Source organism: Flaviaestuariibacter terrae, from assembly GCF_054777635.1.
In genome coordinates, this window is sequence record NZ_BAAHAL010000008.1 from 1451152 (window position 1) to 1473346 (window position 22195).

Annotated in this window: 20 protein-coding genes; 10 read left to right on the forward strand and 10 right to left on the reverse strand. The window is 60.7% G+C overall.

Annotated features, from left to right (window positions below; translation table 11 throughout):
* Positions 1-113 precede the first annotated feature (113 nt).
* From nadB to ACYU7Z_RS14570, 7 genes are all read right to left on the reverse strand, one after another.
* Positions 114-1772, reverse strand: a complete 1659-nt coding sequence (gene nadB / locus ACYU7Z_RS14540; protein WP_460571717.1) for an L-aspartate oxidase — start codon at positions 1770-1772, stop codon at positions 114-116.
* A gap of 277 nt (positions 1773-2049) precedes the next feature.
* Positions 2050-2772, reverse strand: a complete 723-nt coding sequence (locus ACYU7Z_RS14545; RefSeq protein ID WP_460571719.1) for a lysoplasmalogenase — start codon at positions 2770-2772, stop codon at positions 2050-2052.
* A gap of 86 nt (positions 2773-2858) precedes the next feature.
* Entirely contained in the window at positions 2859-4949 is a 2091-nt protein-coding gene (gene ispG / locus ACYU7Z_RS14550; protein ID WP_460571721.1) for a (E)-4-hydroxy-3-methylbut-2-enyl-diphosphate synthase, read from the reverse strand.
* 316 nt (positions 4950-5265) lie between these two features.
* Entirely contained in the window at positions 5266-5541 is a 276-nt protein-coding gene (locus ACYU7Z_RS14555) for a hypothetical protein (protein ID WP_460571723.1), read from the reverse strand.
* Positions 5542-5682: 141 nt separating this feature from the next.
* Positions 5683-6234 carry a tetratricopeptide repeat protein gene (locus ACYU7Z_RS14560; protein ID WP_460571725.1) on the reverse strand — a complete coding sequence of 184 codons (552 nt, stop codon included), beginning with the start codon at positions 6232-6234 and terminating at the stop codon, positions 5683-5685.
* Positions 6231-7244, reverse strand: a complete 1014-nt coding sequence (locus tag ACYU7Z_RS14565) for a vWA domain-containing protein (protein ID WP_460571727.1) — start codon at positions 7242-7244, stop codon at positions 6231-6233. The genes ACYU7Z_RS14560 and ACYU7Z_RS14565 overlap by 4 nt, the downstream gene beginning before the upstream one ends.
* Before the next feature lie 201 nt (positions 7245-7445).
* Positions 7446-8252: a penicillin-binding transpeptidase domain-containing protein gene (locus ACYU7Z_RS14570; RefSeq protein WP_460571729.1), complete on the reverse strand. Its 807-nt coding sequence runs from the start codon at positions 8250-8252 to the stop codon at positions 7446-7448.
* A 163-nt stretch (positions 8253-8415) separates the two neighbouring features.
* Between ACYU7Z_RS14570 and ACYU7Z_RS14575 the strand changes: the two genes are divergently transcribed.
* The 4 genes from ACYU7Z_RS14575 to ACYU7Z_RS14590 all read left to right on the forward strand — a co-directional run bounded on the left by ACYU7Z_RS14575 (position 8416) and on the right by ACYU7Z_RS14590 (position 11198).
* Complete coding sequence (locus tag ACYU7Z_RS14575; RefSeq protein WP_460571731.1) at positions 8416-9327, forward strand: hypothetical protein; 912 nt, start codon at positions 8416-8418, stop codon at positions 9325-9327.
* A gap of 126 nt (positions 9328-9453) precedes the next feature.
* The gene (locus ACYU7Z_RS14580) at positions 9454-10005 is read left to right on the forward strand and encodes an RNA polymerase sigma factor (protein WP_460571733.1); all 552 of its coding nucleotides are present in this window, start codon (positions 9454-9456) and stop codon (positions 10003-10005) included.
* 33 nt (positions 10006-10038) lie between these two features.
* Complete coding sequence (locus tag ACYU7Z_RS14585; protein ID WP_460571735.1) at positions 10039-10719, forward strand: hypothetical protein; 681 nt, start codon at positions 10039-10041, stop codon at positions 10717-10719.
* 65 nt (positions 10720-10784) lie between these two features.
* Positions 10785-11198, forward strand: a complete 414-nt coding sequence (locus tag ACYU7Z_RS14590; RefSeq protein ID WP_460571737.1) for a hypothetical protein — start codon at positions 10785-10787, stop codon at positions 11196-11198.
* Between the two features lie 359 nt (positions 11199-11557).
* Here ACYU7Z_RS14590 and ACYU7Z_RS14595 read toward each other — a convergent pair whose 3' ends face one another.
* Positions 11558-13567 (reverse strand): T9SS type B sorting domain-containing protein, encoded by a 2010-nt coding sequence (locus ACYU7Z_RS14595; RefSeq protein WP_460571739.1) that lies wholly within the window; start codon positions 13565-13567, stop codon positions 11558-11560.
* A 187-nt stretch (positions 13568-13754) separates the two neighbouring features.
* Between ACYU7Z_RS14595 and ACYU7Z_RS14600 the strand changes: the two genes are divergently transcribed.
* The 3 genes from ACYU7Z_RS14600 to ACYU7Z_RS14610 are packed head-to-tail and all read left to right on the forward strand — an operon-like array spanning position 13755 to position 15979.
* The gene (locus ACYU7Z_RS14600) at positions 13755-14765 is read left to right on the forward strand and encodes a polysaccharide deacetylase family protein (protein WP_460571741.1); all 1011 of its coding nucleotides are present in this window, start codon (positions 13755-13757) and stop codon (positions 14763-14765) included.
* Positions 14749-15693 carry a GNAT family N-acetyltransferase gene (locus ACYU7Z_RS14605; RefSeq protein WP_460571743.1) on the forward strand — a complete coding sequence of 315 codons (945 nt, stop codon included), beginning with the start codon at positions 14749-14751 and terminating at the stop codon, positions 15691-15693. Before ACYU7Z_RS14600 ends, ACYU7Z_RS14605 begins: the two co-directional genes overlap by 17 nt.
* Before the next feature lie 55 nt (positions 15694-15748).
* Positions 15749-15979: a hypothetical protein gene (locus ACYU7Z_RS14610; RefSeq protein ID WP_460571745.1), complete on the forward strand. Its 231-nt coding sequence runs from the start codon at positions 15749-15751 to the stop codon at positions 15977-15979.
* Positions 15980-16218: 239 nt separating this feature from the next.
* On the opposite strand, the gene ACYU7Z_RS14615 is transcribed toward ACYU7Z_RS14610, so the two are convergent.
* Positions 16219-16641: a hypothetical protein gene (locus ACYU7Z_RS14615; RefSeq protein ID WP_460571747.1), complete on the reverse strand. Its 423-nt coding sequence runs from the start codon at positions 16639-16641 to the stop codon at positions 16219-16221.
* Between the two features lie 241 nt (positions 16642-16882).
* Entirely contained in the window at positions 16883-18139 is a 1257-nt protein-coding gene (locus ACYU7Z_RS14620) for an acyltransferase family protein (protein ID WP_460571749.1), read from the reverse strand.
* Between the two features lie 302 nt (positions 18140-18441).
* Here ACYU7Z_RS14620 and ACYU7Z_RS14625 point away from each other — a divergent pair, with 302 nt between their 5' ends.
* From ACYU7Z_RS14625 to ACYU7Z_RS14635, 3 genes are read left to right on the forward strand one after another with little or no spacing between them, the layout of a single operon-like run.
* A complete protein-coding gene (locus tag ACYU7Z_RS14625) occupies positions 18442-18948 on the forward strand; it encodes a UpxY family transcription antiterminator (RefSeq protein ID WP_460571751.1) in 507 nt (168 codons plus the stop codon).
* Between the two features lie 6 nt (positions 18949-18954).
* Positions 18955-19719, forward strand: coding sequence for a polysaccharide biosynthesis/export family protein (locus ACYU7Z_RS14630; RefSeq protein ID WP_460571753.1), 765 nt, complete (start codon positions 18955-18957; stop codon positions 19717-19719).
* A gap of 17 nt (positions 19720-19736) precedes the next feature.
* Positions 19737-22193: a GumC family protein gene (locus ACYU7Z_RS14635; RefSeq protein ID WP_460571755.1), complete on the forward strand. Its 2457-nt coding sequence runs from the start codon at positions 19737-19739 to the stop codon at positions 22191-22193.
* The last annotated feature ends 2 nt before the right edge of the window (positions 22194-22195 follow it).

Below are 22195 nucleotides of genomic sequence, written 5' to 3' on the forward strand. Positions count from 1 at the left end.
GGGCAACGAAGCAACCGGCCTCTACCCGGAGCCGATTGCTTCGCTTCACTGCGTTCGCTCGCAATGACGTTCTTTCGGGCACAGCACTTTCCACTTTCAACTTTGCAACTTTCTTACAAGATGATATTCTGCACCAGCTCCGAGTGCTGCGGGTAGTCGGTATTGAAATGCAGCCCGCGGCTTTCCTTGCGGAAGGCGGCGCCCTTTGTAACGAGGTAGCCCACCGTGATCAGGTTGCGCAGCTCGAGCAGCTGCGGCGACACGGCGGTGCTGCGGTACAGGTCTTCGGTCTCGTCGAAAAGAAGGTCGATGCGCTTCATGGCGCGCGCAAGACGCACCGTGTTGCGCACGATGCCCACGTAGTCGCTCATGACCTGCTGCAGCTCCTTGAGGCTTTGCGTGATGAGGATCATCTCCTTTGGCTCCGAGGTGCCTTCGGCATTCCAGTCGGGAATGGCGGGCAGCCCGGGAAGGCTTTCAATGCGTCGTGCGGCATCAAGGTAGCAGCGGTGCGCAAACACCATCGCCTCGAGCAGCGAGTTGCTCGCGAGGCGGTTGGCGCCGTGCAGGCCGGTGGAGGCGCATTCGCCGCAGGCATACAGGTTCGCGATGGAGCTATGGCCCCACTCGTCGGTCTTGATGCCGCCGCAGCTGTAGTGCGCGGCCGGTGATACGGGGATCATATCCTTCGCCACGTCGATGCCGATCGACAGGCATTTCTCGTAGATGTTGGGGAAGTGCTCGCGGAACTTTTCGCCGTCCATATGCCGGCAGTCGAGCCACACGTGCTCGGTACCGCCGATCTTCATCTCGTTGTCGATGGCGCGGGCCACGATGTCGCGGGGCGCAAGATCCCTGCGGTCGTCGTAGCGCTCCATAAAGGCCTCGCCCTTGCTGTTGCGGAGGATGCCGCCATCGCCGCGCACGGCCTCGGTGATAAGAAAGGCCTGCCCACGCTTGCCGGCCTCGTAGAGCGCCGTGGGGTGAAACTGGATGAACTCCATGTTTTCGATGCGGCCCTTGGCGCGGTACACCATCGCCACGCCATCGCCAGTCGCGATAGAGGGATTGGTCGTGGTGCGGTACACCTGCCCGTTGCCGCCGGTGGCCAGCAGCGTAAGCTTCGACAGCATCTTCTCGATGCGGTTCGTTTTCATGTTGAGCAGGTACACGCCGTAGCAGCAGATATCGGGCGTGCTCTTGGTAACGAGGTAGCCGAGGTGGTGCTGCGTGATGATGTCGACGACGATGCAATGCTTGATGATGCGGATGTTGGGCGTGTTCTCCACGGCAGTGAGCAGCGCGCGCTCCATCTCGCGGCCCGTAACATCCTTGTAGTGGAGGATGCGGTACTCCGAGTGCCCGCCCTCGCGTCCCAGCTTGTACGATCCTTCTGAGTCCTTGTCGAACTGTGCGCCCCAGTCGATGATCTCCTGCACACGCGCGGGACCTTCCTTCACCACGATCTCCACCACATGGCGGTTGCAGAGGCCGTCGCCCGCGATGAGCGTGTCCTCGATATGCTTTTCGAAGGAATCGTTTTCGAGGTCGTTCACCACCGCGATGCCGCCCTGGGCATACTTGGTGTTCGTCTCATCGGCCGCCGCCTTCGTGATGATCGTTACGCTGCGCTGCGGAAACTGCTGCGCCACCTTGAGTGCGTAGGTAAGCCCCGCGATCCCGGAGCCGATGACGAGGAAGTCGGCCTCCTGCCCCCCGCCAGCCGGCGGAACACTTAAGTTGGGGCTGTCCTTTGCTGTTTGTTCTTTCATCTTGAGGTAGATCAAAAGTACCGACGGTCCGCGTAGCGAATCCGTACACCCGGATAATATTCAATAATCAACGCTCAATACTCAATGTTTAACGGCAGTGGAGTACCGCTTCACTTCCTCCCTCCCTGAGCATTGAGCATTGAGCATTGAACATTGAAAATTTGTAGTAGAAAGCCCCGCCATCGGCGGGGCTTTTATTTCAAGCAACGTTTGGAGTATTCCAGGTATTAAAGAGGGTTCCACCTAAGTTCCCCTTCGGGGGACAGGGGGCTGGGGCTTAATTCAGCAGCTCCTGCCGCATCGCTTCGGGGCTTTTGCGCACAACGCGCGGCGTGCTGATATGATTGAGCAGTCCCAGAGATAGGAACAGCTGCGCGAGACCGTAGGTGGCCATCACCACGAGCCCGGAGCCCGTGCTGCTTTCTTTCCAATAGAATTTCGAGAGGGCCAGCACCGAATCGGAGGCGATGAAGAGCAGGGCGCCGCCGAAGATGAGACCGGCGCTGCGGCGGTTCTTGAGCCGTACCAGCTGCAGCGCCATCGCCAGCATCGCGCTGATGCCAAGGCCGTATACCAGTACCGGCACGCGGAGCGCGGGCTTGAGGTGATCGAAGAGAAGCGCGATGAGACAGATGTAATACGTGACAACGGGCACCAGCATGAGCGGGCGGAAGCGCATGTTCTTCTGCCGCCGCAGCTGCACGAAGGCAAGCGCATAGCCCACCTGTGCGAGAAAGAAAGCGCCGACGCCGAGCAGGAAGAACAGCTCCGAGTCGCGGAGCAGTAGTAAATCGCCCAGCCAGGAAGCGCCGAGGGCCGCCAGCAGCAGCCCCTTCAGGTAGCTCCCCGAGCGCGGCGTGGTACTGACCACCATAGCGGCAAGAAGCAGGAGGAGCAGCGGTTTACTGAATACCCGCAACCCGTCGTCGTTCATGTAAATGAACACGCAATCTGTAACGAGGGCCAGCAGGAAGAAGAGGATCCAGTAGAGTCGTTTCATGTGCAAAAAGTCTTTAGTTCAGGTGAGCGGTCATCGGTGAGCAGTGAGCGTTGACAAAGAGGGCTCACCGCTCACTGCTCACACGGTTACGCCGGCACCGCCGGTTCCACCCAGGCGCCGGATTCCTTCAGCAGCACGATGAGTTCTTCCACGGCCACCTCGCTCGGCACGTTGCGCTTGACCACTTCCTTGCCTTTGTAGAGCGTGATCTTGCCGGGGCCGGAGCCTACGTAGCCGAAGTCGGCGTCGGCCATCTCGCCGGGACCGTTCACGATGCAGCCCATGATGGCGATCTTGACGCCCTTGAGGTGGTGCGTCACGGCGCGGATGCGGGCCGTGGTCTCCTGCAGGTCGAACAGGGTGCGGCCGCAGGAGGGGCAGGAGATGTATTCGGTTTTGGAGATCCGCGTGCGCGTGGCCTGCAGGATGCTGAAAGCGCTGTGGTTGAGGAAGCGCTCGGCGCGGTCGTCGCCGCTGCTGTAGCGGCGCCCCGAGAGCGTGTTGAACTGGTCGAACTGGGCGTAGGCGGCGGCGCTCATGCCGAGGCACAGGCCATCGCCGATGCCGTCGAGGAGCAGCGCGCCGGCCTCGACGCCGAAGTGCACAAGGTGCTCGTCGGCGGTTTGCCAGTTGCTGTCGGTGATGAGCACGATGGGGTTGCGCACGGCCTTTTCATCGAGCGCCACTACGAGGCGACGCACCGATTGCACGGCGTTTCTGTTGGTACTGCTCACGCAAAGCACCACGCCGGGATCGTTGGCGAGCGCGTCGAGGTAGGGCGACAGCTCAGGGTTTTTCGCGGGATAGGCATCGACCATCACGAAATTCAGCGTCGTGCTTTTCGCGGCGGCCGTGGCGTAGCCCGCATCGTCGAAAATGGGAAAGTATTTTTCGAGCACGTTCTCCGCGTCGATGGCATGCCGCTCGATGGTCTGCTCCCAGGCAGCGGGGTATTGGATCACGCGGAGCGTGCCCGGCAGCGCGAAACCGATCGTGAGATGTCCGGTGAAGAGGTAGTCGGCGGCGGTGTCGGCGATGGACCATTTATCGGTGGCCTCGTTGTAGCTGTAGCCCACGCTTTGCAGGTCGGCCGGCGCGATCGACGGCAGCTTGCTCAGGTCGGCCACGACCACCGGCACCTGACCGCCCCCGATATTGCCGACGGCAAAGGAGTTGCGGCGCTTGTAGGAATACGGGTCGTAGCTGAGGCGCAAATCCCCGGCAGGCCCACCCCCGGCCCCTCCCGATGGGAGGGGAGCCTCTCCCCCTTCCCCTCGGGAAGGGGGCTGGGGGGATGGGCCGTAGCGTTTCACCAGATCCTTGCACACCGGTATCTCCAGCTCGGGGTCTTCGGTGAGCGACACGCGGATGGTATCGCCGATGCCGTCTTCGAGGAGGGCGCCGATACCGATCGCGCTCTTGATGCGTCCGTCCTCGCCGTCGCCGGCCTCGGTTACGCCCAGGTGCAGCGGGTAGCATTCGCCGAACTCCTCGTGCATCTGCTTGATGAGGAGGCGGTAGGCCTGCACCATCACCTGCGGGTTGGAGCTTTTCATGCTGAGCACCACCTGGTGGTAGTCTTCGGCGCGGGCGATGCGGAGAAACTCCATCGCGCTTTCCACCATACCCATGGGCGTGTCGCCGTAGCGGCTCATGATGCGGTCGGAGAGGGAGCCGTGATTGGTACCGATGCGCATCGCGGTGCCGTGCTCCTTGCAGATGCGCACGAGCGGGGTGAAGCGCTCGCGAATGCGGTCGATCTCCTCGGCATATTCTGCATCGGTATAATCAATCAGCTCGAATTTTTTCTTGTCGACGTAGTTGCCGGGGTTCACGCGGACCTTCTCCACGATGCGGGCCGCGATCTCGGCGGCGTTGGGGGTGAAGTGGATGTCGGCAACCAGCGGTGTGGTATAGCCGCGGCGGCGGAGCTCGTCGCGGATGGCCCGGAGGTTCTCGGCTTCCTTCTTCGAGGGAGCGGTGATGCGTACCAGCTCGGCGCCCGCCTCGATACAGCGGATCGTTTGCTCCACGGTGGCCAGCGTGTCCATCGTATCGGTGGTGGTCATCGTCTGCACGCGGATGGGATGATCGCCGCCGATCCAGAGGTCGCCAATACGCACGGGGCGGGTTCGGAGGCGTTTATAAGAGGTAAGCGATTCGGTGTAATACTGCATCAGGGCAAAAGTACGGAGCGAAAACCTTCGGGGTTCTTAAGGTTCTTAGTTCTGGGGTTCTTAAGGTTCTCAGGGTTCTGAAGGTTCTAGAAGTTTTGAAGGTTCTGAAGGTTTTGGGGGGTCTGCTGGTTTTGAGCGTTGGGGATATGGAAACTGCGGAGCGCCGTTCTGTTAACTGGCCCAAACCTGCCCCGGTAGGGGCAGCGTTCACTGGCCCCGGGTGTCAACCCGGGGATCGGGGATTCGGGCAATAGAGATGGATGGGTAGGGGGACGCAAACGCGGGATGACCGGGTTCTTTGCGACACTGACACGTCTCACGACGCCCTGATCGGGTTCTTTGCGACACTGGCGGTCGTCCCGGAGCCGCTGACCTGACTCTTTGGTCCGCTGGCGGCGCTCTCCGCTCCGCTGACCTGACTCTTTGTCCAACTGGCGGTGCTCTTTGTGGGGGTGACGGTGGTCTCCGCGCCGGTGGCGGTCTTCTCGGCGCCGCTGGCGGTCGTCTTTGCTCGGGTGAACATCGTCCCGGCGCCGGTGGCGGTCGTCTCGGGCGCGCTGGCGGTGGTCACGGCGCGGGTTACCGTCGTCATTTCCCCCCGGACGGTGTCCGGGGCTCAAACATACCGGCGCGATGCGCCGATCCGGTACCAGGGGTCACCGATATCCCGAATCAAAAACCCCAAAAATCTGAAATCCCAGATCCGAGATCACGAGATCCGCGATCTTAAGACCTACCAGTCTTTATTCGGCTGGCTGCCGCCCCCGGGTGCTTTCTTGCTTTGCTGGAGCTTGCGCTCCTTGTCCTGGAGCTGCTTGAGCTTGCGGTCGACGTCGCTGTTGTTCTTGTCGTTGTCGCTGCTGCCACCGCCGCCGCTGTTCTGCTTCAGCTCGAGCAGCGCCTTCTGGAGGTTCTCGCGGGCTTCCTTGTCGTAGGGTGCGAGGCGGAGGGCCGATTTATACGCTTCGATGCTCTGCTCCAGTGCCTTTTGCTTCGTGTACACCACGCCCATATTGTACCAGGCCTTCGAGCGGAGCGCCGGGTCCACGCCGGGTGCGGTGAGCGGGGAAAGGATGGCCAGGGCCTCCTCGAAGCGGTTCTGGCGGATGAGGGCGCTGGCGAGGTTATACTGCGCCACGGGGTGGTTGCCGGCGCTGCGGTACTGCGTTTCGGCATAGGTCCAGTCGCCGTCGCGGTAGGCGCGGTTGCCCTCGCGGATCGCGGCTTCCTGGCCGAAGACGGAGCCGCCGGTGGCCAGCAGGACCATCAGGAGAATGAATTTCATGCGCGTATCTTTTTGCGTTCGGGGATGAAGGCCTCCAGCAGCAGCAGGAGAACCATCGGCCCAACGAGCCAGTAATAGAAGGTATCGTAGCTAAGCTGCGTCTTGTCGACCAGCGTCGTGTTCTTCACCGTGGCAAGCTGCCCGAGGAGAGCCGGGGCTGTGCTGGATGCGGATTCGAAGTGCAGGTATTTTCCTTTGCCGATGGCCGCCAGCTGCTGGAGCAGGGGCTCGTTGAGCTTCGAGAGCACGATGTTGCCGTTCTCGTCTTTATGCGGCGCGTGGGTCTTGGGGTCGATGATATTGGTGCCGCCATCCGACCCGATACCGATGGTATTGATCATCACGCCGTGGTCGGCGAGCTCCTTGGCGCGGTCGAGGGCTTCGTCGTCGTGGGTTTCACCGTCGGTCACCAGCAGCACCGTGCGGTAGCGGCCCTCTTCGTTGCCGAAGGTGAGGATGGCCTGCTGCAGCGCCTCGCCGATGGCGGTACCCTGTCCCGACACCTGGTCGGGGTTGGCCGTTTCGATAAAGAGCGTGGCGGCGCCGTGGTCGTAGGTGAGGGGAAGCTGTGCGTAGGCATGACCGGCAAAGACGATAAGGGCCACGCGGTCGTTGGGGCGGGCCTTGAGCACGGCCTTCAGCAGGTTGCGGGCCGCGTCGAGGCGGTTGGGCGCCTGGTCGGTGGCGAGCATCGAGTTGCTCACGTCGAGGAGGAATACCTGGTCGATACCCGAGCGGGCTTCGAGGTCGCCGGCGGCGGCGCGGCGCGGGTTGGCGAGGGCCAGTACGCCGAGCGTAAAGGCAAGCGCAAAGAGGGTAAAGCGGAGCGTGCCGCGGCCCGGGGCGACGTCGGGCAGGAGCCGGTACCGCGCTTCCGGCGGGGCGATCCGGTCGAGCGCGCGGCGGCGCCGGCGCCGGTAAATGATGTACAACAGCAGCAGCAGGGGCAGCAGTCCCAGCAGGACGAGCGCCTCGGGTCGCTCCAGCTGTATGTCGAATGGCAGGGTCATTGTGGGCCTAAATGTAAATATCAGGCCAGATAAATAGTCTGCTAATATGTTAGTCTGCTAGTCTGCTAATAAGAAATCTGCTAATTGGGTAGTCTGCTAGTCTGCTAATAGTAAAACCCGCTTCTCGGAAGCGGGTTTTACTTTGTTGATAGAGATAACGTATTAGCAGACTACCCAATTAGCAGACTAGCAGACTCTCGTTTACATTTTCCCCTGCAAATATCCCAGCTGCTTCAATATACCTTTCAGCATATTCAGGCGCACCGTGGGGATGTCGACACCGGGCTTTGTCGTTTCGAAGTTGAGCACGAAGAAGAAGGGGTGGTTGTTCTCCTCGACCCAGCCGACCATCCAGGCAAGGTCGCGGCCGTTCTCTTTTTTACCCCAGCCGGTCTTGTAGCCGAGGCGGTAGGCCGGGGTGCTTTCGAAGAGCATGGCGCGCTTCACGATCTCCTGGTTGGTTTTGAAGAAAGGAAGCTGGTTGAAATACAGGCGCTTCACGAGGCCAAGCTCCTCGTCGGGGCGCACCTTAAGGCTGTTGTCGAGCCAGAAGGTATCGATCCTGGAGATCCTGTGGTTGCCGTACGAGAGCGAGTCGAGCCAGCGCTGCATCGTATCGCGGCCGATGCGGCGGGCCAGCTCCTGGTACCAGTTGGGGCAGGAACGGCGGAAGGCCGTGTACATGCTCATGTCTTCGTTGCACTCGGTCCGAGGTGTTGTCACGCCGTTCCATTTGATCACCATCGAGTCGTTGCTGATCTTGCCGGTCTGCAGCCCGATCAGCGAGTTGACGATCTTGAAGGTCGAGGCGGGCGAGAACGCGCTGTCGCGGTAGCGCGTGAGGTTGTACATCGTAAACTCGCCGTTGGCGTTGTTCAGCAGGGCGAAGCAGCCCTCGGCATTATTGTCCCGGAAGTATTTCTCCAGGGAGTTGTCGGTCGTAACGTTGTTGCTGGAGCAGCCGACGAGCAGGAGGATGGCCGCCAGCGAGGAAAGAATGGTGCGCATGGCCGCAAAGGTCTGTGAATATCGGATATCGGCCAGATGAATATCGAATACCGGAAGCGGGTGAACTGCCGCAAATGCAGCACCGGCGCCCACTTCGATAGTCGATATCCGGTATTCGTTATTCGATATTCCTATCTTTAGCCTACCAAAACATCAATCCCACATGCGTTTTCTCTCCGGGATGCTGCTAGCCGGCATCGTTGCGTTCAGCAGTTGCAAGAAGAATGAAACGGCCGAATCGCGGGCCCAGCTCGTTTTCAAATTCCGCTTCGACAGCACCCAGGTTCGCCTCAACAACGTCGGGCAGCCGAGCGGCCTCGCCATGAACAACGCGGCCCAGAGCCCGGTGATGAACGCCATGAGCGCCCACTACCTCGAGCTGGCGCCCACCGCCCACACACCGCTGGGCAGCGGGGTGGTACTGTACCGCGCCGATGAAACCGCGCAGGGCGGTGCAAACGCCATCGACTTCAGCAAGGCCAGCGTCACGGCGAACGGCGATGTCTTCCTTTCGGTGCCGCTGAGCGAAGTTCCGCCGGGCGAATACGAGTGGCTCCGCACCTCGCTCTCCTACCAGAACTTCGACGTCAAGTATTACGTCAACGATACCATCGCCGGCATGCCGATCCGCCAGGAATTCATGGGCACCGTTGCCGGCTTCCTCGGGTTCAACAACTACATTTCTTCCTTCCGCATCAAGGATACGTCGATCAACGTCGGCAAGAACCGCCCGCAGGGCTTCTGGGGCTTCGAGTCGCTCGTGCGCTACCAGGGCTATAACTTCCGCGTTGTCGATACCGCCACGGCGGCGGCCGGCGCCACCACCGTGGTCAACCCGATCTTCGCCACATCGCCCATCCCCGCCGGCTCCTGCGTGGTCACGGCCTCCTTCGCGCCCGGCAAGCTCGTGGTGCGCGGCGACGAAACCCACAACATCGTGGTGGAAGTGTCGCTCTCCACCAACAAAAGCTTCGAATGGAACGAGATCGTACGCGATGGCCGCTGGGAACCCGGCATCGGCGAAACCGTGCAGGATATGGGGATTCGCGGGATGATTCCCAGGATTCAACAGTAGAACAAGGAACAAGAAACAAGGAATTAAGAAGGGAGGTTCGAAAGAGCGTCCCTTTTTCCTTTACGGCCTTCCGATCGAATTCAGAATTCCTTGTTCCTTGTTCTGCGGTTCCTTAGCTTCGTCCCAATGGCTACGACTGCACAAGAGGATGCTGAGCTGCTGCGGCAGTTCCGGGAGCCCGCCACCCGGGAGGCCGCCTATACGGCGCTGATCCGCAAGTACCAGGAGCGGCTCTACTGGCATGTGCGCCGGATGGTGCTGCACCACGAGGACGCCAACGACGTGCTCCAGAACGTGTTTATCCGCGTCTGGAACGCGCTGGCCAACTTCAAGGAAGAGTCGCAGCTGTACACCTGGCTCTACCGCATTGCCACCAACGAATGCCTCACCTACCTCGAAGGGCAGAAGAAGCGCTCCTCCGTTCCCATCGACGACGAATCGGGGCTGGAGAACAAGGTCCGCGCCCAGGAAGGCTTCGACGCCAACAAGCTCGAGTGGAAACTCCAGCTGGCGATCCAGCAGCTGCCGGAAAAGCAGCGCATCGTGTTCACGCTCCGGTACTACGACGAAATGCCCTACGAGGAGATGAGCCGCGTGCTCGAAACCAGCGAGGGAGCGCTCAAGGCGAGCTACCACCACGCCGCCCGCAAAATCGAGGATTATATCCGCAATCATTAAACTTCGAGGCCGCCTGGCGGTCTGAAACACCGAATGGAAACGCGCAGCCACATAGCATTGGAACTGAAGGAAGCCGGCCTCACGCTGCCGGCAGGCCTCCATGTGCCGCCCTACGCGGTGCCGGAGGGCTATTTCGACAGTTTTGCCGCGCTGGTATTGGCCCGCATCCGCCGCGAGGAGGCCGCCGCCGAGCTGGAGGAAAGCTTCCCGCTCCTGGCCGGTATCCCCAAGGAAATGCCCTTTGCCGTTCCGGAAGGCTACTTTGAGCGGACGGCCGTGCTTCCTTCGCTGCTCGACAGCATCGGCCGCGAAATGCCGTACGCCGTTCCTGCCGGCTATTTCGAGTCCCTGCCGCAGGTGCTCCTCGCCCGCGTGGCTCCGCCCGCAGCCAAAGTGGTTCGGATGCGCCCGCGCTGGGTACAGCTGGCCGCCGCTGCCGTTGTGGGCGCCGTACTCGTTGTGGGCGGATGGCTCTACGAGGGCGGGCACAGCACCGTGACGAGCAACCCCGAGGCCTGGGTGGAAAAAGGCCTCAAGTCGGTACCCGACGAGACCCTCGATGAATTCATCGAGACGACCGATCCCGCCGCCAGCGTTGCCGCCGGCAACAGCGCCCGCAAGGACGTCAGCACGCTGCTGAAGGATATGCCCGTCTCCGAGATGGATGCCTTCCTCGACCAGGTGCCCGTCGACGACATGACCAATGCCAATTAATAAAGGAACTAGTTTTGCAGATAGGTGTGTGAACGGCCTGTGTGACCCGAAAACCTGAAAGAACCATGAAACGAATTCTCTACATAATCACCCTTTTCCTCGGCTTCGCGCTGAGCGCCGGCGCGCAGGATGCCGACAAAGGCCCCGGTATGAAGATGCGCGCCCGGATGCAGGAATACCTGCAGCAGCGGCTCAATCTTTCGAGCGCCGAGGCCGAGCGCTTTACCCCCGTCTTCATCAATTATTTCAACGAGCTGCGCCAGGTAAACCAGCAATACCGCGGCGACCGCCTCGTGCTGCAGCAAAAGATCGTCGACCTGCGCCTCCGCTACCGCGAGCAGTTCAAACCGATCATGGGTGAAAAACGCAGCAACGATATCTTCATCTACGAGCACGACTTCGTCGACCAGGTGAAGCGGATCCGGGAAGAGCGTCTCCAGAATCGCCTCGATCACGACGGAACCGGAAAAAGATTTTAGGCCGTTGTTGCACAGAAAGACAATTTCCTCTATATTTGGAATTGGTGTTTTTCATAGGTTAGCAACGGCCGGCTCTTTTTAGGGCAGGCCTTTTTTCTTTTAGGGCCTAACACTTCCTTAACATTTGGCCGCGCTTTCGCCGCAAACCCTCGTCCCGCCTGCATTTTGGCGGGATTTCTCATTCTGTCACCGACCGTGGGCGCACCCTCAATCCTGACCCTTTTTCGCGCTTGCGGAAGGCACGTTGTGCCTCCTCCCGACGCCTAACCGGGGATGGCTGCCGGCGCTGCTCCCCCGAAAAAAGTGGGGAATCGGGTGGCCTGTGGAAAAATATCGTGCGATTTTTTTTGCCGGCGCCGTCAGCGTATAAGCAGCACCGTGCCCTTGCGCAACACCGGCTTGCCGGTATCGCGGTCAACGTAGCGGGCGTACCAGACATAGACGCCCGACGCCTGCTCGATCGCCCCGAGCTTGCCGTTCCATCCTTCTTTCCAGTTGCGCGATTCGAAGACAAGCTGCCCCCAGCGGTTGTACACCAGGAACTGGAAGTCGAGCGCCTTCACCGCATTGAGCACGTGGAAGCGGTCGTTGAGGCCGTCGTTGTTGGGCGTAAATGCCGTGGGCACGTCGATAAAGCAGCTTTGATACAGGATGATCCGCTTGCGGGCAACCGACGTGCAGTTGAACGAGTCGGTGACGGTAAGCGTCACGGTGTAGGTGATTTCGCGGGGCGGCGTGTTGTAAATGGGCGCCGGGTTCTCGTCGGTGGAGCGGTCGCCGTTGCCGAAGTCCCACTGGTAGCGGAGCTGGCGGCCGATGGAGCTGTTGGTAAACAACACCGACTCGTTGGGGCATTCGTCTTCCAACACGTTGAAGCCCGCCTTCAGGTAGTTGATCAGCGCTACCTGCGTACGGGCCGTATCGGTGCAGAAGCCGTTGCTTACCGCCAGCTGCACGTCTTTGGGGGCGTTGAACACGCTGTAGTAGGCCGTCGGCGCCTGTAGCGCGCTTGTCTGTCCTTCGCCGAGTATCCAGCGCCAGCTGTCCACGCGGTGGCCGCCGAGGTGGCTGAAATGCACCGAGTCTTTCTGGCAGCCGTAGTCGATCGAGTAGCTAAAGTCCGCGTTGACGGTATCCTTTACGGCAAAGTCGACGAAGTGGCCGGCGGGCGTCTGCTCGCCGCATTCGTCGAAGACCGTGTTGCCGTCGGAGCCCTGGCGGAGCGTGATGCGGAAGCTGCCCTCGGTGTAGAGCGGCGCCGACAGAGAGACGATGATCTCCTTGCTGACGGTGCTGCCGCTGCTGGCGCAGTCGCCGCGGGCGCCGGTGACGGTTACGGGGTAGGTGCCCGTTACCTGGAAGTCGCTGCCGTCGGCGGCCACCGAGGAGCAGAGCATCGGGCGGCGGAACACGAGCCGCAGTTCCTGCGGGGCGCAGGTCGGGGGCGCGAGGCTGTCCATCGGCGTGGGGGCGCGGGGCAGCAGCACGAAGGCGAGCTTGTTGGTATCGGGGATGCTGCGGTCGCAGATGTCGAGGAGGCTGTTGCCGTCGCTGCCGGCACGGATGCCGAGGCTGTAGTTGCCGGGGTTGAGGAAGGTGGAGAGGTGCAGCTCGAGCGAGTCGGTATCGAAGCCGCTGTCGCAGCCGAAGCCGCGGGCGGAGACAACCGTTGCCACCGCGGGCGTGATGAAGAACTCGGAGCCCGTGGCCGTGAGCGAGCTGCATTTCATCTTCTTATTGAGCTTTACCCGGAGCACGTCGCCGCCGCAGGAAGCCTCGATGGCCTTCAGCCGCGGGGGCGTGGTGTCGGTAATGACAGCGCTGCCGCCTCCGAAGGAAAGCGCGTAGCCCACCGTGGTGCGCGTAAAGTGGCTCACCAGCAGCAGGTAGTTGTGGCCCTGCTCCAGGTCGGGCATGCGGCTGAAGCGGGGCTTGCCGGGGCCGTCGCACACGTACTGCTGCGTGCCGGCGGGGGAGCAGCCCGTGGTGCCGCCGTCGGCGCTCCAGTTGTCGGCGATGGTGAGGCCCGCGTCGGTATACACATCGGCCACGTTGCGGCCCGTGACGTCGTAGAGGGCCCAGTCGTAGTCGTCGGAGATGTTGTCGGGGGTGATGACGAAGGCGAGCGTGCCCGACTGGTAGCAGGTAAACTTGTACCAGAAGGGATTGAGGTCGCTGAGGTCGGCGCCGCAGTGCTGGTAGCCTACCGAGCGTCCACCGCACTGGGGCACGGTACTTTGGGCGAAGGTGCTGGTGCCGCAAACAGGGAAGGCCGTGGCGGGATTCTGGCCGGGCGCCGAGCAGGTTTGCGCCCGCAGCTGGACGAAGCCCAGGCAGGCAAAGAGAAAGGCGAGCAGGCGGACGGCCATAGTGTTTCGGTAAGTTGCGGCAAATATCTGCCAGCCACCTCTTAAGACATTGGTAAAACCCAATACGCGGCTTCTGACTGCGAATCAGTTGTAAAATAGCCCGTTGGCGGGCGGAGAATGGGCGCCACGCCGTGCGCGGCCCTACCCCGGAATGCCTAATTTAGCGCACCCGGAAGGGCCCACAGCTATGAGCAACGGAAAACTGGTCATCTCTCTCGACTTCGAACTGAACTGGGGCGTACACGATACGCTGCCCCTGTCGACCTATGGCAACAACATCAAGGGCGTGCAGACGGTGATCCCGCGCCTGCTCGACCTCTTTGGCCGCTACGAGGTCCGCGCCACCTGGGGCATCGTCGGCTTTCTCTTCCTCGAGTCGAAGGCCGACCTGCTGGCGCATACGCCGGCCCTGCTTCCCGGCTACGACAACCCCAGGCTGTCGCCCTACGGCGCTTACCTCGACAACGTCGGCAACGGCTTCCCCGAGGACCCGTATCACTTCAGCCCGCACCTCGTGCGCCTTATTCTCGAGCACCCGGAGCACGAGGTGGGCACGCATACCTATTGCCACTATTACTGCCTGGAGCCCGGCCAAACGGCCGCCCAGTTCGAGGCCGACCTCGAGATGGCCATCCGCGTGGGCGCCGAAAAAGGCGTGACGATCACGAGCCTCATCTTCCCGCGCAACCAGTACAACGAAGAGTACCTGCAGATCTGCAAAAAGCACGGCATCATTACCATCCGCGGCAACGAAAAGCACTGGATCTACGCCGCCGACAGCGCCTCGGGCCAGACGAAGCTGCGCCGAAGCCTGCGCCTCCTCGACTCGTACCTGCCGGTGAGCGGCAACCATGCCTTCGACCCGAAAGAGCTGTCGCCCGTGCTCCCGGTGAATATCCCTGCCTCGGCCTTCCTGCGGCCCTTTATGCCGAAGCTGGCGCCCCTCGAGGGCCTGCGGCTGAAGCGGATCAAGAACAGCATGACACACGCCGCCAAAAATGGCCTCGTGTACCACCTGTGGTGGCACCCGCACAACTTCGGCATCCACCAGGACGAGAACTTCGGTTTCCTCGAAAAGATCCTCCAGCACTACCGCGCGCTGCAGCAGCAGTACGGCTTCGGGTCGATCACGATGAGCGACCTCGCCCGCAGCATTCAAGCACCCCAAACAAAAAATGACCATGTCGTCTCCCAATAGCTTCGAGCCCGAGTTCGGGGCTGCACAACCGGCAGATGCCGAATCGCTCTACGAGCTGGCCCTGGCCAACGGCGGCAACGACCGGATGACGCCCGCCTTTATCCGCCACTGGTATTTCGGCAACCCGGCGGGCTCCTTTTCGTTCCAGGTGGTGCGCCTCAACGGCAAGCCCGAGGGATTCGCCACCACCAACAACTTCCGGTTCCGCATCGGCGGCCGCGAGCAGCTGGTGGCGATGCCGCAGAACGTGCTCACTTCCGAGGCCCTGCGCGGCAAGGGGATGTTCGGGAAGCTGTATTTCCGCACCGAGGCCGACAACCTCGCGCACGGCGTCGATGCCTTCCTGACCTTCACCAACGAGCTCAGCACCCCGATCTTCCTCGCCAAGTTTGGCTACACGCGCGGCCAGTGCCCCGACGTGCTGCTGTATCCCTTCGGCGCCGGCGTGCTCTTCTCGGGCTACCGCTTCCGCAGGCTTGGCGGCGTGGCCGATATCGCCTTCCCCGAAACCCTGTTCCAGGCCGAAAACGCGCTGGTAAAAAGCCGCGCGCACCTCGAATGGCGCTACAGCAACTACCCCCCGGGTGTCATCCACGCGGTGGAGGTGAAAAAGGGCGGCCGTGTAACTGGCTTCCTCATCTTCAAGAAAGAAAAGAAAAAGGGTATCCCGTTCCTGCTGCTGATGGACGTGGTGGCCGCCGACGAGGCCTCCTACACCGCAACCGTCAAGGCGGCGCCCTATTACGGGGCGAAGGCGCTGGCTGCCTTTGTGCTGTTATATGACCCGGGTACGGGCGTGCCGGGCGGGCTGCACAAGCGGATCAAAAACCGCTTCAACTTCCTCGTAAAAGGCAAAACCCCGGAAGAAACGGCCACGCTCGCGGCTACGCGGTACCGGTTCTTCTTCGGCGATATGGATATCGTCTGAGGACGATCCGTTCCCCCAACCAGGCGAGCTGTTTTGGTTAGCTGACAAGCTGTTTTTGCAACAGCACCGGCTGTTTCTGCAACGGGACGACCCGTTTTTACAACACGACAGGCTGTTTTTACAACACGACAGGCTGTTTTTGCGACGTGACAAGCCGTTTTTGCAACCGGACAAGCCGTTTCTGCAACCGGGCAAGCTGTTTCTGCAACCGGACATCCTGTTTCTGCAGCCGGACATCTCGTTTTTGAGACAGCACGGCCCGTTTGGCCGGGCATTTCACCTGTAGACGACGTCCCGAAGCAGCAATGCTCAATTTTCAATGCTCAATGCTCAATTTTCAGGGGCAGCGGAGTACCGCTTCACCTTTTCCCTCCCTACTTGAGCATTGATTATTGAACATTGAGTATTGAACATTTGACGTAGAAAGCCCCGCCATCGGCGGGGCTTTTGTATCAACATTGATGGGATCGATCAAATAAAATAAGAAATCTTCAGCCTATGTGCCCCCTTCGGGGGGCAGGGGGGCTACTCGATGATCTGCACATTGAACCGGTTGCGGAGCAGGTACGTGGTGAGGATGCCGCGCATCAGTTCGACGGAGATGCCGAGGCTGAGGGCGCAGAGGCCCAGGAGCTCGGAGCTCGACTCAGGGAGGAGGCCGTCCTGCGTCATCAGCTCGCAGATCATGCAGAACAGGGTTTCGCGAAACTCGGGCTCCACGAGGGGCGCGGCGCTTTCGATGACGGTCTTGGCGCCTTCTTTTGTATAAAGGGAAAGGGCCGTTGCCGAGAGGTCGCTGAGGTTGTGGCCGCGGAAGCGCGAGCAGAGCACCAGCATCCGCGACAGCTGCTCGATCTGTGCCTCGCCCGGCTGGGCCTGCTGGCTGAAGAGGCAGGAAAACAATATCGCTACGGAGGCTTCCTGCTCGGTTTGAAGGGGGGCGTTCATGGTGACGAAGATAGCCACATCGGGGCGTCATTGCGAGCGAAGCGAAGCAATCTTACCCGCGTTGACTCTGCGGACTCTTTGGCCGCCCTGTCAGGAGCTGCGGTGTCCGCCCGAAAGAGATTGCTTCGTTCCTCGCAATGACGTATGCTGAGGCCGGTTGCTTTGCTGCACCAGTGTCCGCCCGAAAGAGATTGCTTCGCTTCGCTCGCAATGACGTGTGCTATTCATCATCCCATTCGCCTTACACTTTCACATAAATCCGCTTCTTATCCATCCAATAGCAGATGGCCCACATAAAGAGGATGACGGTGAGGGCGAAGAACAGGGAGCCGATGCGCGGGTCGCCGGGGATCAGCTTGTATACTTTGTCGTAGAGGAAGTTCCAGGGGTTGGTATAGACGGCCTCGCCCTTTTCGTTGACGCCGTTGGGGATGCGGAGGAGGCGCAGGCCGCGGGGGAGGAAGGCGCTGAGGGCGAACACGAAGAGGGCGTTCTTGCCGAAGACGTCGAAGAAGCGGGTCCAGCCGCCACGGACGCCGCGGAGCTCGATGGCGTAGAGCAGCGTGCCAAGCACGAGGATGGCCATCCCGGTGGTGGCGAGCACGTAGGAGGAGGTCCAGATGCGCTTGTTGACGGGGAACACGAGGTCCCACATATAGCCGGCTACGAGGAGGCCGACGGCGGTGACGAAGAGGCCCGTCAGCGTGCGGTAGAGGCGGGCCGTGCGGTCGGCGGCGTTGTCGGTGGTCGGGGCGGCCGTGCTGTTGACGATATAGTGGCCCACGAGGTAGCCGAAGATGACCTGGGTGATGGCCGGGAGGGTGGAGGCGAGGCCTTCGGGGTCGAAGATCTGCGGGAAGCCCTCCCAGGTTTCGCGGTTGTACATATGGGGGATGCCCAGCACGGCGCGGTCGAGGCCGTTGCCGAAGAAGCCGGGCATGGTATAGTCGCCGAGGCAAAAGCAGAGCGCCCAGTAAACGAGGAGAATGACCAGCCCGGTGAAGAGGGCGCCGCGGGGCTTCAGGTAGTACACGATCACGGAGGCGGCGAAGTAGCAGAGGGCGATCCGCTGGAGCACGCCGAGGATGCGGATGCCAAAGAGCTGCTGCCCGCCGGTCTTGATCCCGGCCACGTTGTCCATGGCGGGGGCCCACCAGGTCCAGCCGTTGGGGAGGAGGGCGTCGCCCTGCCAGCGCACGAAGGGCCACCAGTTGAGAAAGAGGCCGATGAGGAAGATGAGGGCCGTGCGCTTGAGCACCTTGCGCCAGAAGGCGCCGTCGCCGGCGGCGGCGAAGCGGGGCATTACGAAGGCCATGGCGTTACCCACCGCGAATAGGAAAAAGGGGAATACGAGGTCGGTAGGGGTGAGGCCGTTCCACTCGGCATGCTCGAGGGGGCTGTAGATGTGCCCCCAGCTGCCGGGGTTGTTGACGAGGATCATCAGGGCGACGGTGGCGCCGCGGAACACGTCGAGGGCATAAAAGCGCGGGGATTTCATGGGGGGAAGTTCGGTTTTTTCCGGGCAATCCGGTTGCCGGCCACGGCTGTACGGCCCGGCAAGGGCCCTGTCGCCCGATTTACTACGAAAATTCACCTATTGCGCTCATTTTCAAAGGGCTATGCTTTTAAGGCCGATTTAACGGTTTCCTAATAGTAACTAATTCATAATCTGTAATTTTTAATAGTTTGTCAGTCCCACCCGCCCGCCTATATTTGCAGCGCGAAATCATCCTCAACCACCCCACTTTTTTTAAAAAAACATGGGACTGAGGTGGCGAAGCTTTGCCCTAAGCCGCTGACATGAACCCCAAATGGTACGCTATATATACGAGGCCTCGCTGGGAAAAAAAGGTACACCAGCTTCTCCTGCAAAAGGGGATCGAGAGCTATTGCCCGCTCAATAAGGTCCACCGCAAGTGGAGCGACCGGGTAAAGCTTATTGAAGAGCCCCTTTTCAAGTCGTACGTATTTGTACGGGCGAGCGACGACCTGCGCACCGAGGTGCGCATGACCGAGGGCGTGGTGAATTTCGTATACTGGAACGGCAAGCCCGCGGTGATCAAGGATAAAGAGATCCAGGCGATCCGGAAGTTTCTCGACGACCACCAGAACGTGGAGCTGGTAAAGGTTGACTGGAAGCCGGATGTGAAAGTGGCGGTGATGTCGGGGCCCCTGATGAATGCCGAAGGGCGCATCGTGCAGGTGAACAGCAAGACAGTAAAAGTACTGATCGAGAGCCTGGGTTACCTGCTGCTGGCCAACATCGATAAAACAAAGCTAATTTCCCTGGAACCCCTTAAATCCTAAACAGATATGCGATTTTATTACTATATATTTGCCCTGGCAATTCTTACGGCCAGCTGTCGCACGCAGCGCGTGACGCACAACTACCTGGAAGACATCCGGGATTCCTCTTTCAAGAAGGAAGTGATCATTGCCGAGCCCATCATCCAGAAGAACGACCTGCTTTCGATCAAGATCAGCAGTGCGAGCCTGAACCCCGAGACCGACCAGCTCTATAACCTCACGGCCATCAGCCAGGGAACGGGTTTGCAACAGGAGCCGGGCTACCTGGTGGATGTGCAGGGTAATATCGAAGTGCCCCGCCTTGGCACCGTTCACGTGGAAGGACTGACGAAGCACGAGCTCGAGGCGACGCTGAAGGCGAAGCTGAAGGACGTGCTGACCCAGCCGAGCGTGATCATCCGGTTTCTGAACTTCCGGGTTACGGTGCTGGGCGAAGTAGGCCGCCCCGGTGTGCTGACGATCCCGACGGAGCGCCTGAACATCCTGGAGGCAGTCGGCATGGCTGGCGGCATCACGGAGTTCGGAACGATCCAGCGGGTGCGCGTGCTGCGCGAGAACAACGGGCGCCGCGAGACGGCCGTTCTCGATCTTACCTCGAAAAAGGTGTTCGAGGATCAGTATTACCAACTGCAGCAGAACGATATCGTGCTGGTAGACCAGACCGATTACAAGCTGCGGGCGGGCGAACAACAACGTAGAAGCCAACAGATCACTTTCGCCCTCGCGATCGTGACGAGCCTGGCACTGCTCTATAACATTTTTAGACGCTAATCCTTAATCAACTGTAAATGTCAAACTCCCAGGCTACCCGCAGCGACCAGACCGGATTCAATCCGAAGGAGTTCCTGTTCAAGTACCTCCGTTTCCTGCCGCTGTTTATCCTGTCGCTGGTACTCTCCCTGATCATCGCCTTCTTTTACCTGCGCTACACCTCGCCGACCTACCAGTCGAAAGGTCAGCTGGTGCTTACGGAGGACAAGACCGCCGGGGCCAGCAACGACAAGTTTGCACAGATCTTCGTGGACGACCGCTCGAAGAACATCAGCAACGAGATCGAGTACCTGAAGTCGCGCAGCCTCATGCAGCGCGTCGTGGAAGACCTAGGCGTCAACGTGCAGTATTTTGCCAAGGGCAAGATCAAGCAGATCAACATCTATAAGGACGCGCCTTTCCGCCTCAAGATCGATGCGCTTACCGATTCGACCCGCAGCTTTGACCTCGTGCTGACCTTTGCGGGCGCCGGCACCTTCCACCTCGGCACCGACCACAAGAGAGCCTACCGCGCCGGTGAGGAGTTTGCCACTCCCGACGGCCGCTTCCGTATCGAGATGAACGGCACGCCGCCTCCCGGCAGCCAGTACGACGTTCGCTATGCCTCTGAAGCCCGCACCGCCGCCGCACTTTCGGGCAACGCGCTGCAGGTGATCAACAAGGCGGGCTCTTCGGGCATCATCATCCTCACCATGGAAACGGACAACGCCAAGATGGCCGCCGACGTGGTGAATACGCTCATGGAGGAATACCGCCAGAGCACCGTGGAAGACAAGAACGCCAAGACACAGAAAACACTCGAGTTCCTCAACGGCCGTCTCAGCATCGTTAACCGCGAGCTGGACAGCATCACCCGCCTCATCAACCAGTTCCGCAAGGCCAACGGCATTTCGGACGTGGAGGCGCAGACGAACAACTTCCTTACCCGCTCTTCGGCCGCCGACGACCAGATCCGCACCCTTCGCGTGCAGGTTTCCGTTATCGACGACGTCAGCGCGTACCTCCGCGACCGCAGCAAGCTGTACGGCATGGTGCCGTTCTCGCTGAATATCCAGGACGCCTCCCTCGAAGACCAGATCCAGCGTTTCAACCTGTTGCAGGCCGAGCGCAAGAAGCTCATTTTCGACCAGGCCGTGCCTCCCGGCAACCCGGTAGCACGCCGCAACGAGGAAGAGCTCGAGAAGACACGCACGAATATCCTGGAAAGCCTGGGCAACGTTCGCCGCGCCTTCATCAAGAATATGTCGGAGCTGCAATCGTCGGCCAGCAGCATGCAGGGCCAGATGAGCTCGCTGCCGGCCAAGCAGCAGGCACTCGACGAGCTGAAGCAAAGCCTTCAGTCGAAAGCCGACCTCTTCAAGTTCCTCAACGAGAAGAAGGAAGAAACGGCCATCTCGCTGGCCGCCACGATCTCGAACATCCGTGTGCTCGAGCAGGCCGAAGCCAGCAAGGCGCCGGTACGCCCGACCTCGGGTAAGGTGCGCGGTATTGCGCTGCTGATCGGCCTGATGATCCCGCTGCTCTTTGTACTGGGCCTCGAGATCATGGACGACAAGATCACCTCGCGCAACGACATCGAGCGTCATACCTCCGCCACGGTTCTCGGCGAGATCGGCCATGCCGGCGCCATGGACACCCTCGTGGTGAAGCCGCGCAGCCGCTCCTTTATCGCCGAGCAGTTCCGCATTGTTCGCTCCAACCTGCAATACGTAATTACCGAAACGCCCCGGAGCGGCAAGGCGCCGGTGCTGCTGATCACCTCCTCGTTCTCGGGTGAGGGTAAATCGTTCGTCTCGACCAACATGGGCGCCGTGATGGCCCTCGCCGGCAAGCGCACCGTGATCCTCGAGTTCGACGTACGCAAACCGAAGATCCTCTCCGGCCTCGGCATCGGCAAGAAGCCCGGTCTCACCAACTTCATGCTCGGCAAGGCTTCGATCGAAGACCTCCTGGTGCCGGTTGAAGGCATTGAGAACCTCTTTGTGCTGCCTTGCGGACCCATCCCGCCGAACCCTGCCGAGCTGCTGCTCGACAAGAAGCTCGATGAGCTCTTCGATTACCTGACCACGCACTACGACTTCCTCGTGATGGACACCGCCCCGGTGGGCATGGTGGGCGACGCGATGACGCTTGCTTCCCGCTACGTGGACATGACCCTGTACATCGTGCGCCAGGGGGTGACCCACAAGAAGCAGCTCGAGATGGTGAACGACTTTTACAAGAGCGGCAAGCTGCCGAAGATGAATATCATTCTGAACGACGTGAAGCTCCGCGCGGGCTACGGCTACTACGGCTACGGCCGCTATGGCTACGGCTACGGCTACGGCGGCAGCTACGGGTATGGCTATGGCTACGGCTACGGCTACTACGATGACGATGTGGAAGGAACGTCCTTCATCCGTCGCTGGTTCGGCTGGGCACTTCCCAGTGGCAACCGCAAGAAAAAGAAGGCCAAGCAAGAAAAGGCAGGATAAGC

Coding starts and splice junctions, on each gene's coding strand:
- nadB (WP_460571717.1), bottom strand. CDS start 1,772: ATGAAAGAACAAACAGCAAAGGACAGCCCCAACTTAAGTGTTCCGCCG.
- ACYU7Z_RS14545 (WP_460571719.1), bottom strand. CDS start 2,772: ATGAAACGACTCTACTGGATCCTCTTCTTCCTGCTGGCCCTCGTTACA.
- ispG (WP_460571721.1), bottom strand. CDS start 4,949: ATGCAGTATTACACCGAATCGCTTACCTCTTATAAACGCCTCCGAACC.
- ACYU7Z_RS14555 (WP_460571723.1), bottom strand. CDS start 5,541: ATGACGACGGTAACCCGCGCCGTGACCACCGCCAGCGCGCCCGAGACG.
- ACYU7Z_RS14560 (WP_460571725.1), bottom strand. CDS start 6,234: ATGAAATTCATTCTCCTGATGGTCCTGCTGGCCACCGGCGGCTCCGTC.
- ACYU7Z_RS14565 (WP_460571727.1), bottom strand. CDS start 7,244: ATGACCCTGCCATTCGACATACAGCTGGAGCGACCCGAGGCGCTCGTC.
- ACYU7Z_RS14570 (WP_460571729.1), bottom strand. CDS start 8,252: ATGCGCACCATTCTTTCCTCGCTGGCGGCCATCCTCCTGCTCGTCGGC.
- ACYU7Z_RS14575 (WP_460571731.1), top strand. CDS start 8,416: ATGCGTTTTCTCTCCGGGATGCTGCTAGCCGGCATCGTTGCGTTCAGC.
- ACYU7Z_RS14580 (WP_460571733.1), top strand. CDS start 9,454: ATGGCTACGACTGCACAAGAGGATGCTGAGCTGCTGCGGCAGTTCCGG.
- ACYU7Z_RS14585 (WP_460571735.1), top strand. CDS start 10,039: ATGGAAACGCGCAGCCACATAGCATTGGAACTGAAGGAAGCCGGCCTC.
- ACYU7Z_RS14590 (WP_460571737.1), top strand. CDS start 10,785: ATGAAACGAATTCTCTACATAATCACCCTTTTCCTCGGCTTCGCGCTG.
- ACYU7Z_RS14595 (WP_460571739.1), bottom strand. CDS start 13,567: ATGGCCGTCCGCCTGCTCGCCTTTCTCTTTGCCTGCCTGGGCTTCGTC.
- ACYU7Z_RS14600 (WP_460571741.1), top strand. CDS start 13,755: ATGAGCAACGGAAAACTGGTCATCTCTCTCGACTTCGAACTGAACTGG.
- ACYU7Z_RS14605 (WP_460571743.1), top strand. CDS start 14,749: ATGTCGTCTCCCAATAGCTTCGAGCCCGAGTTCGGGGCTGCACAACCG.
- ACYU7Z_RS14615 (WP_460571747.1), bottom strand. CDS start 16,641: ATGAACGCCCCCCTTCAAACCGAGCAGGAAGCCTCCGTAGCGATATTG.
- ACYU7Z_RS14620 (WP_460571749.1), bottom strand. CDS start 18,139: ATGAAATCCCCGCGCTTTTATGCCCTCGACGTGTTCCGCGGCGCCACC.
- ACYU7Z_RS14625 (WP_460571751.1), top strand. CDS start 18,442: ATGAACCCCAAATGGTACGCTATATATACGAGGCCTCGCTGGGAAAAA.
- ACYU7Z_RS14630 (WP_460571753.1), top strand. CDS start 18,955: ATGCGATTTTATTACTATATATTTGCCCTGGCAATTCTTACGGCCAGC.
- ACYU7Z_RS14635 (WP_460571755.1), top strand. CDS start 19,737: ATGTCAAACTCCCAGGCTACCCGCAGCGACCAGACCGGATTCAATCCG.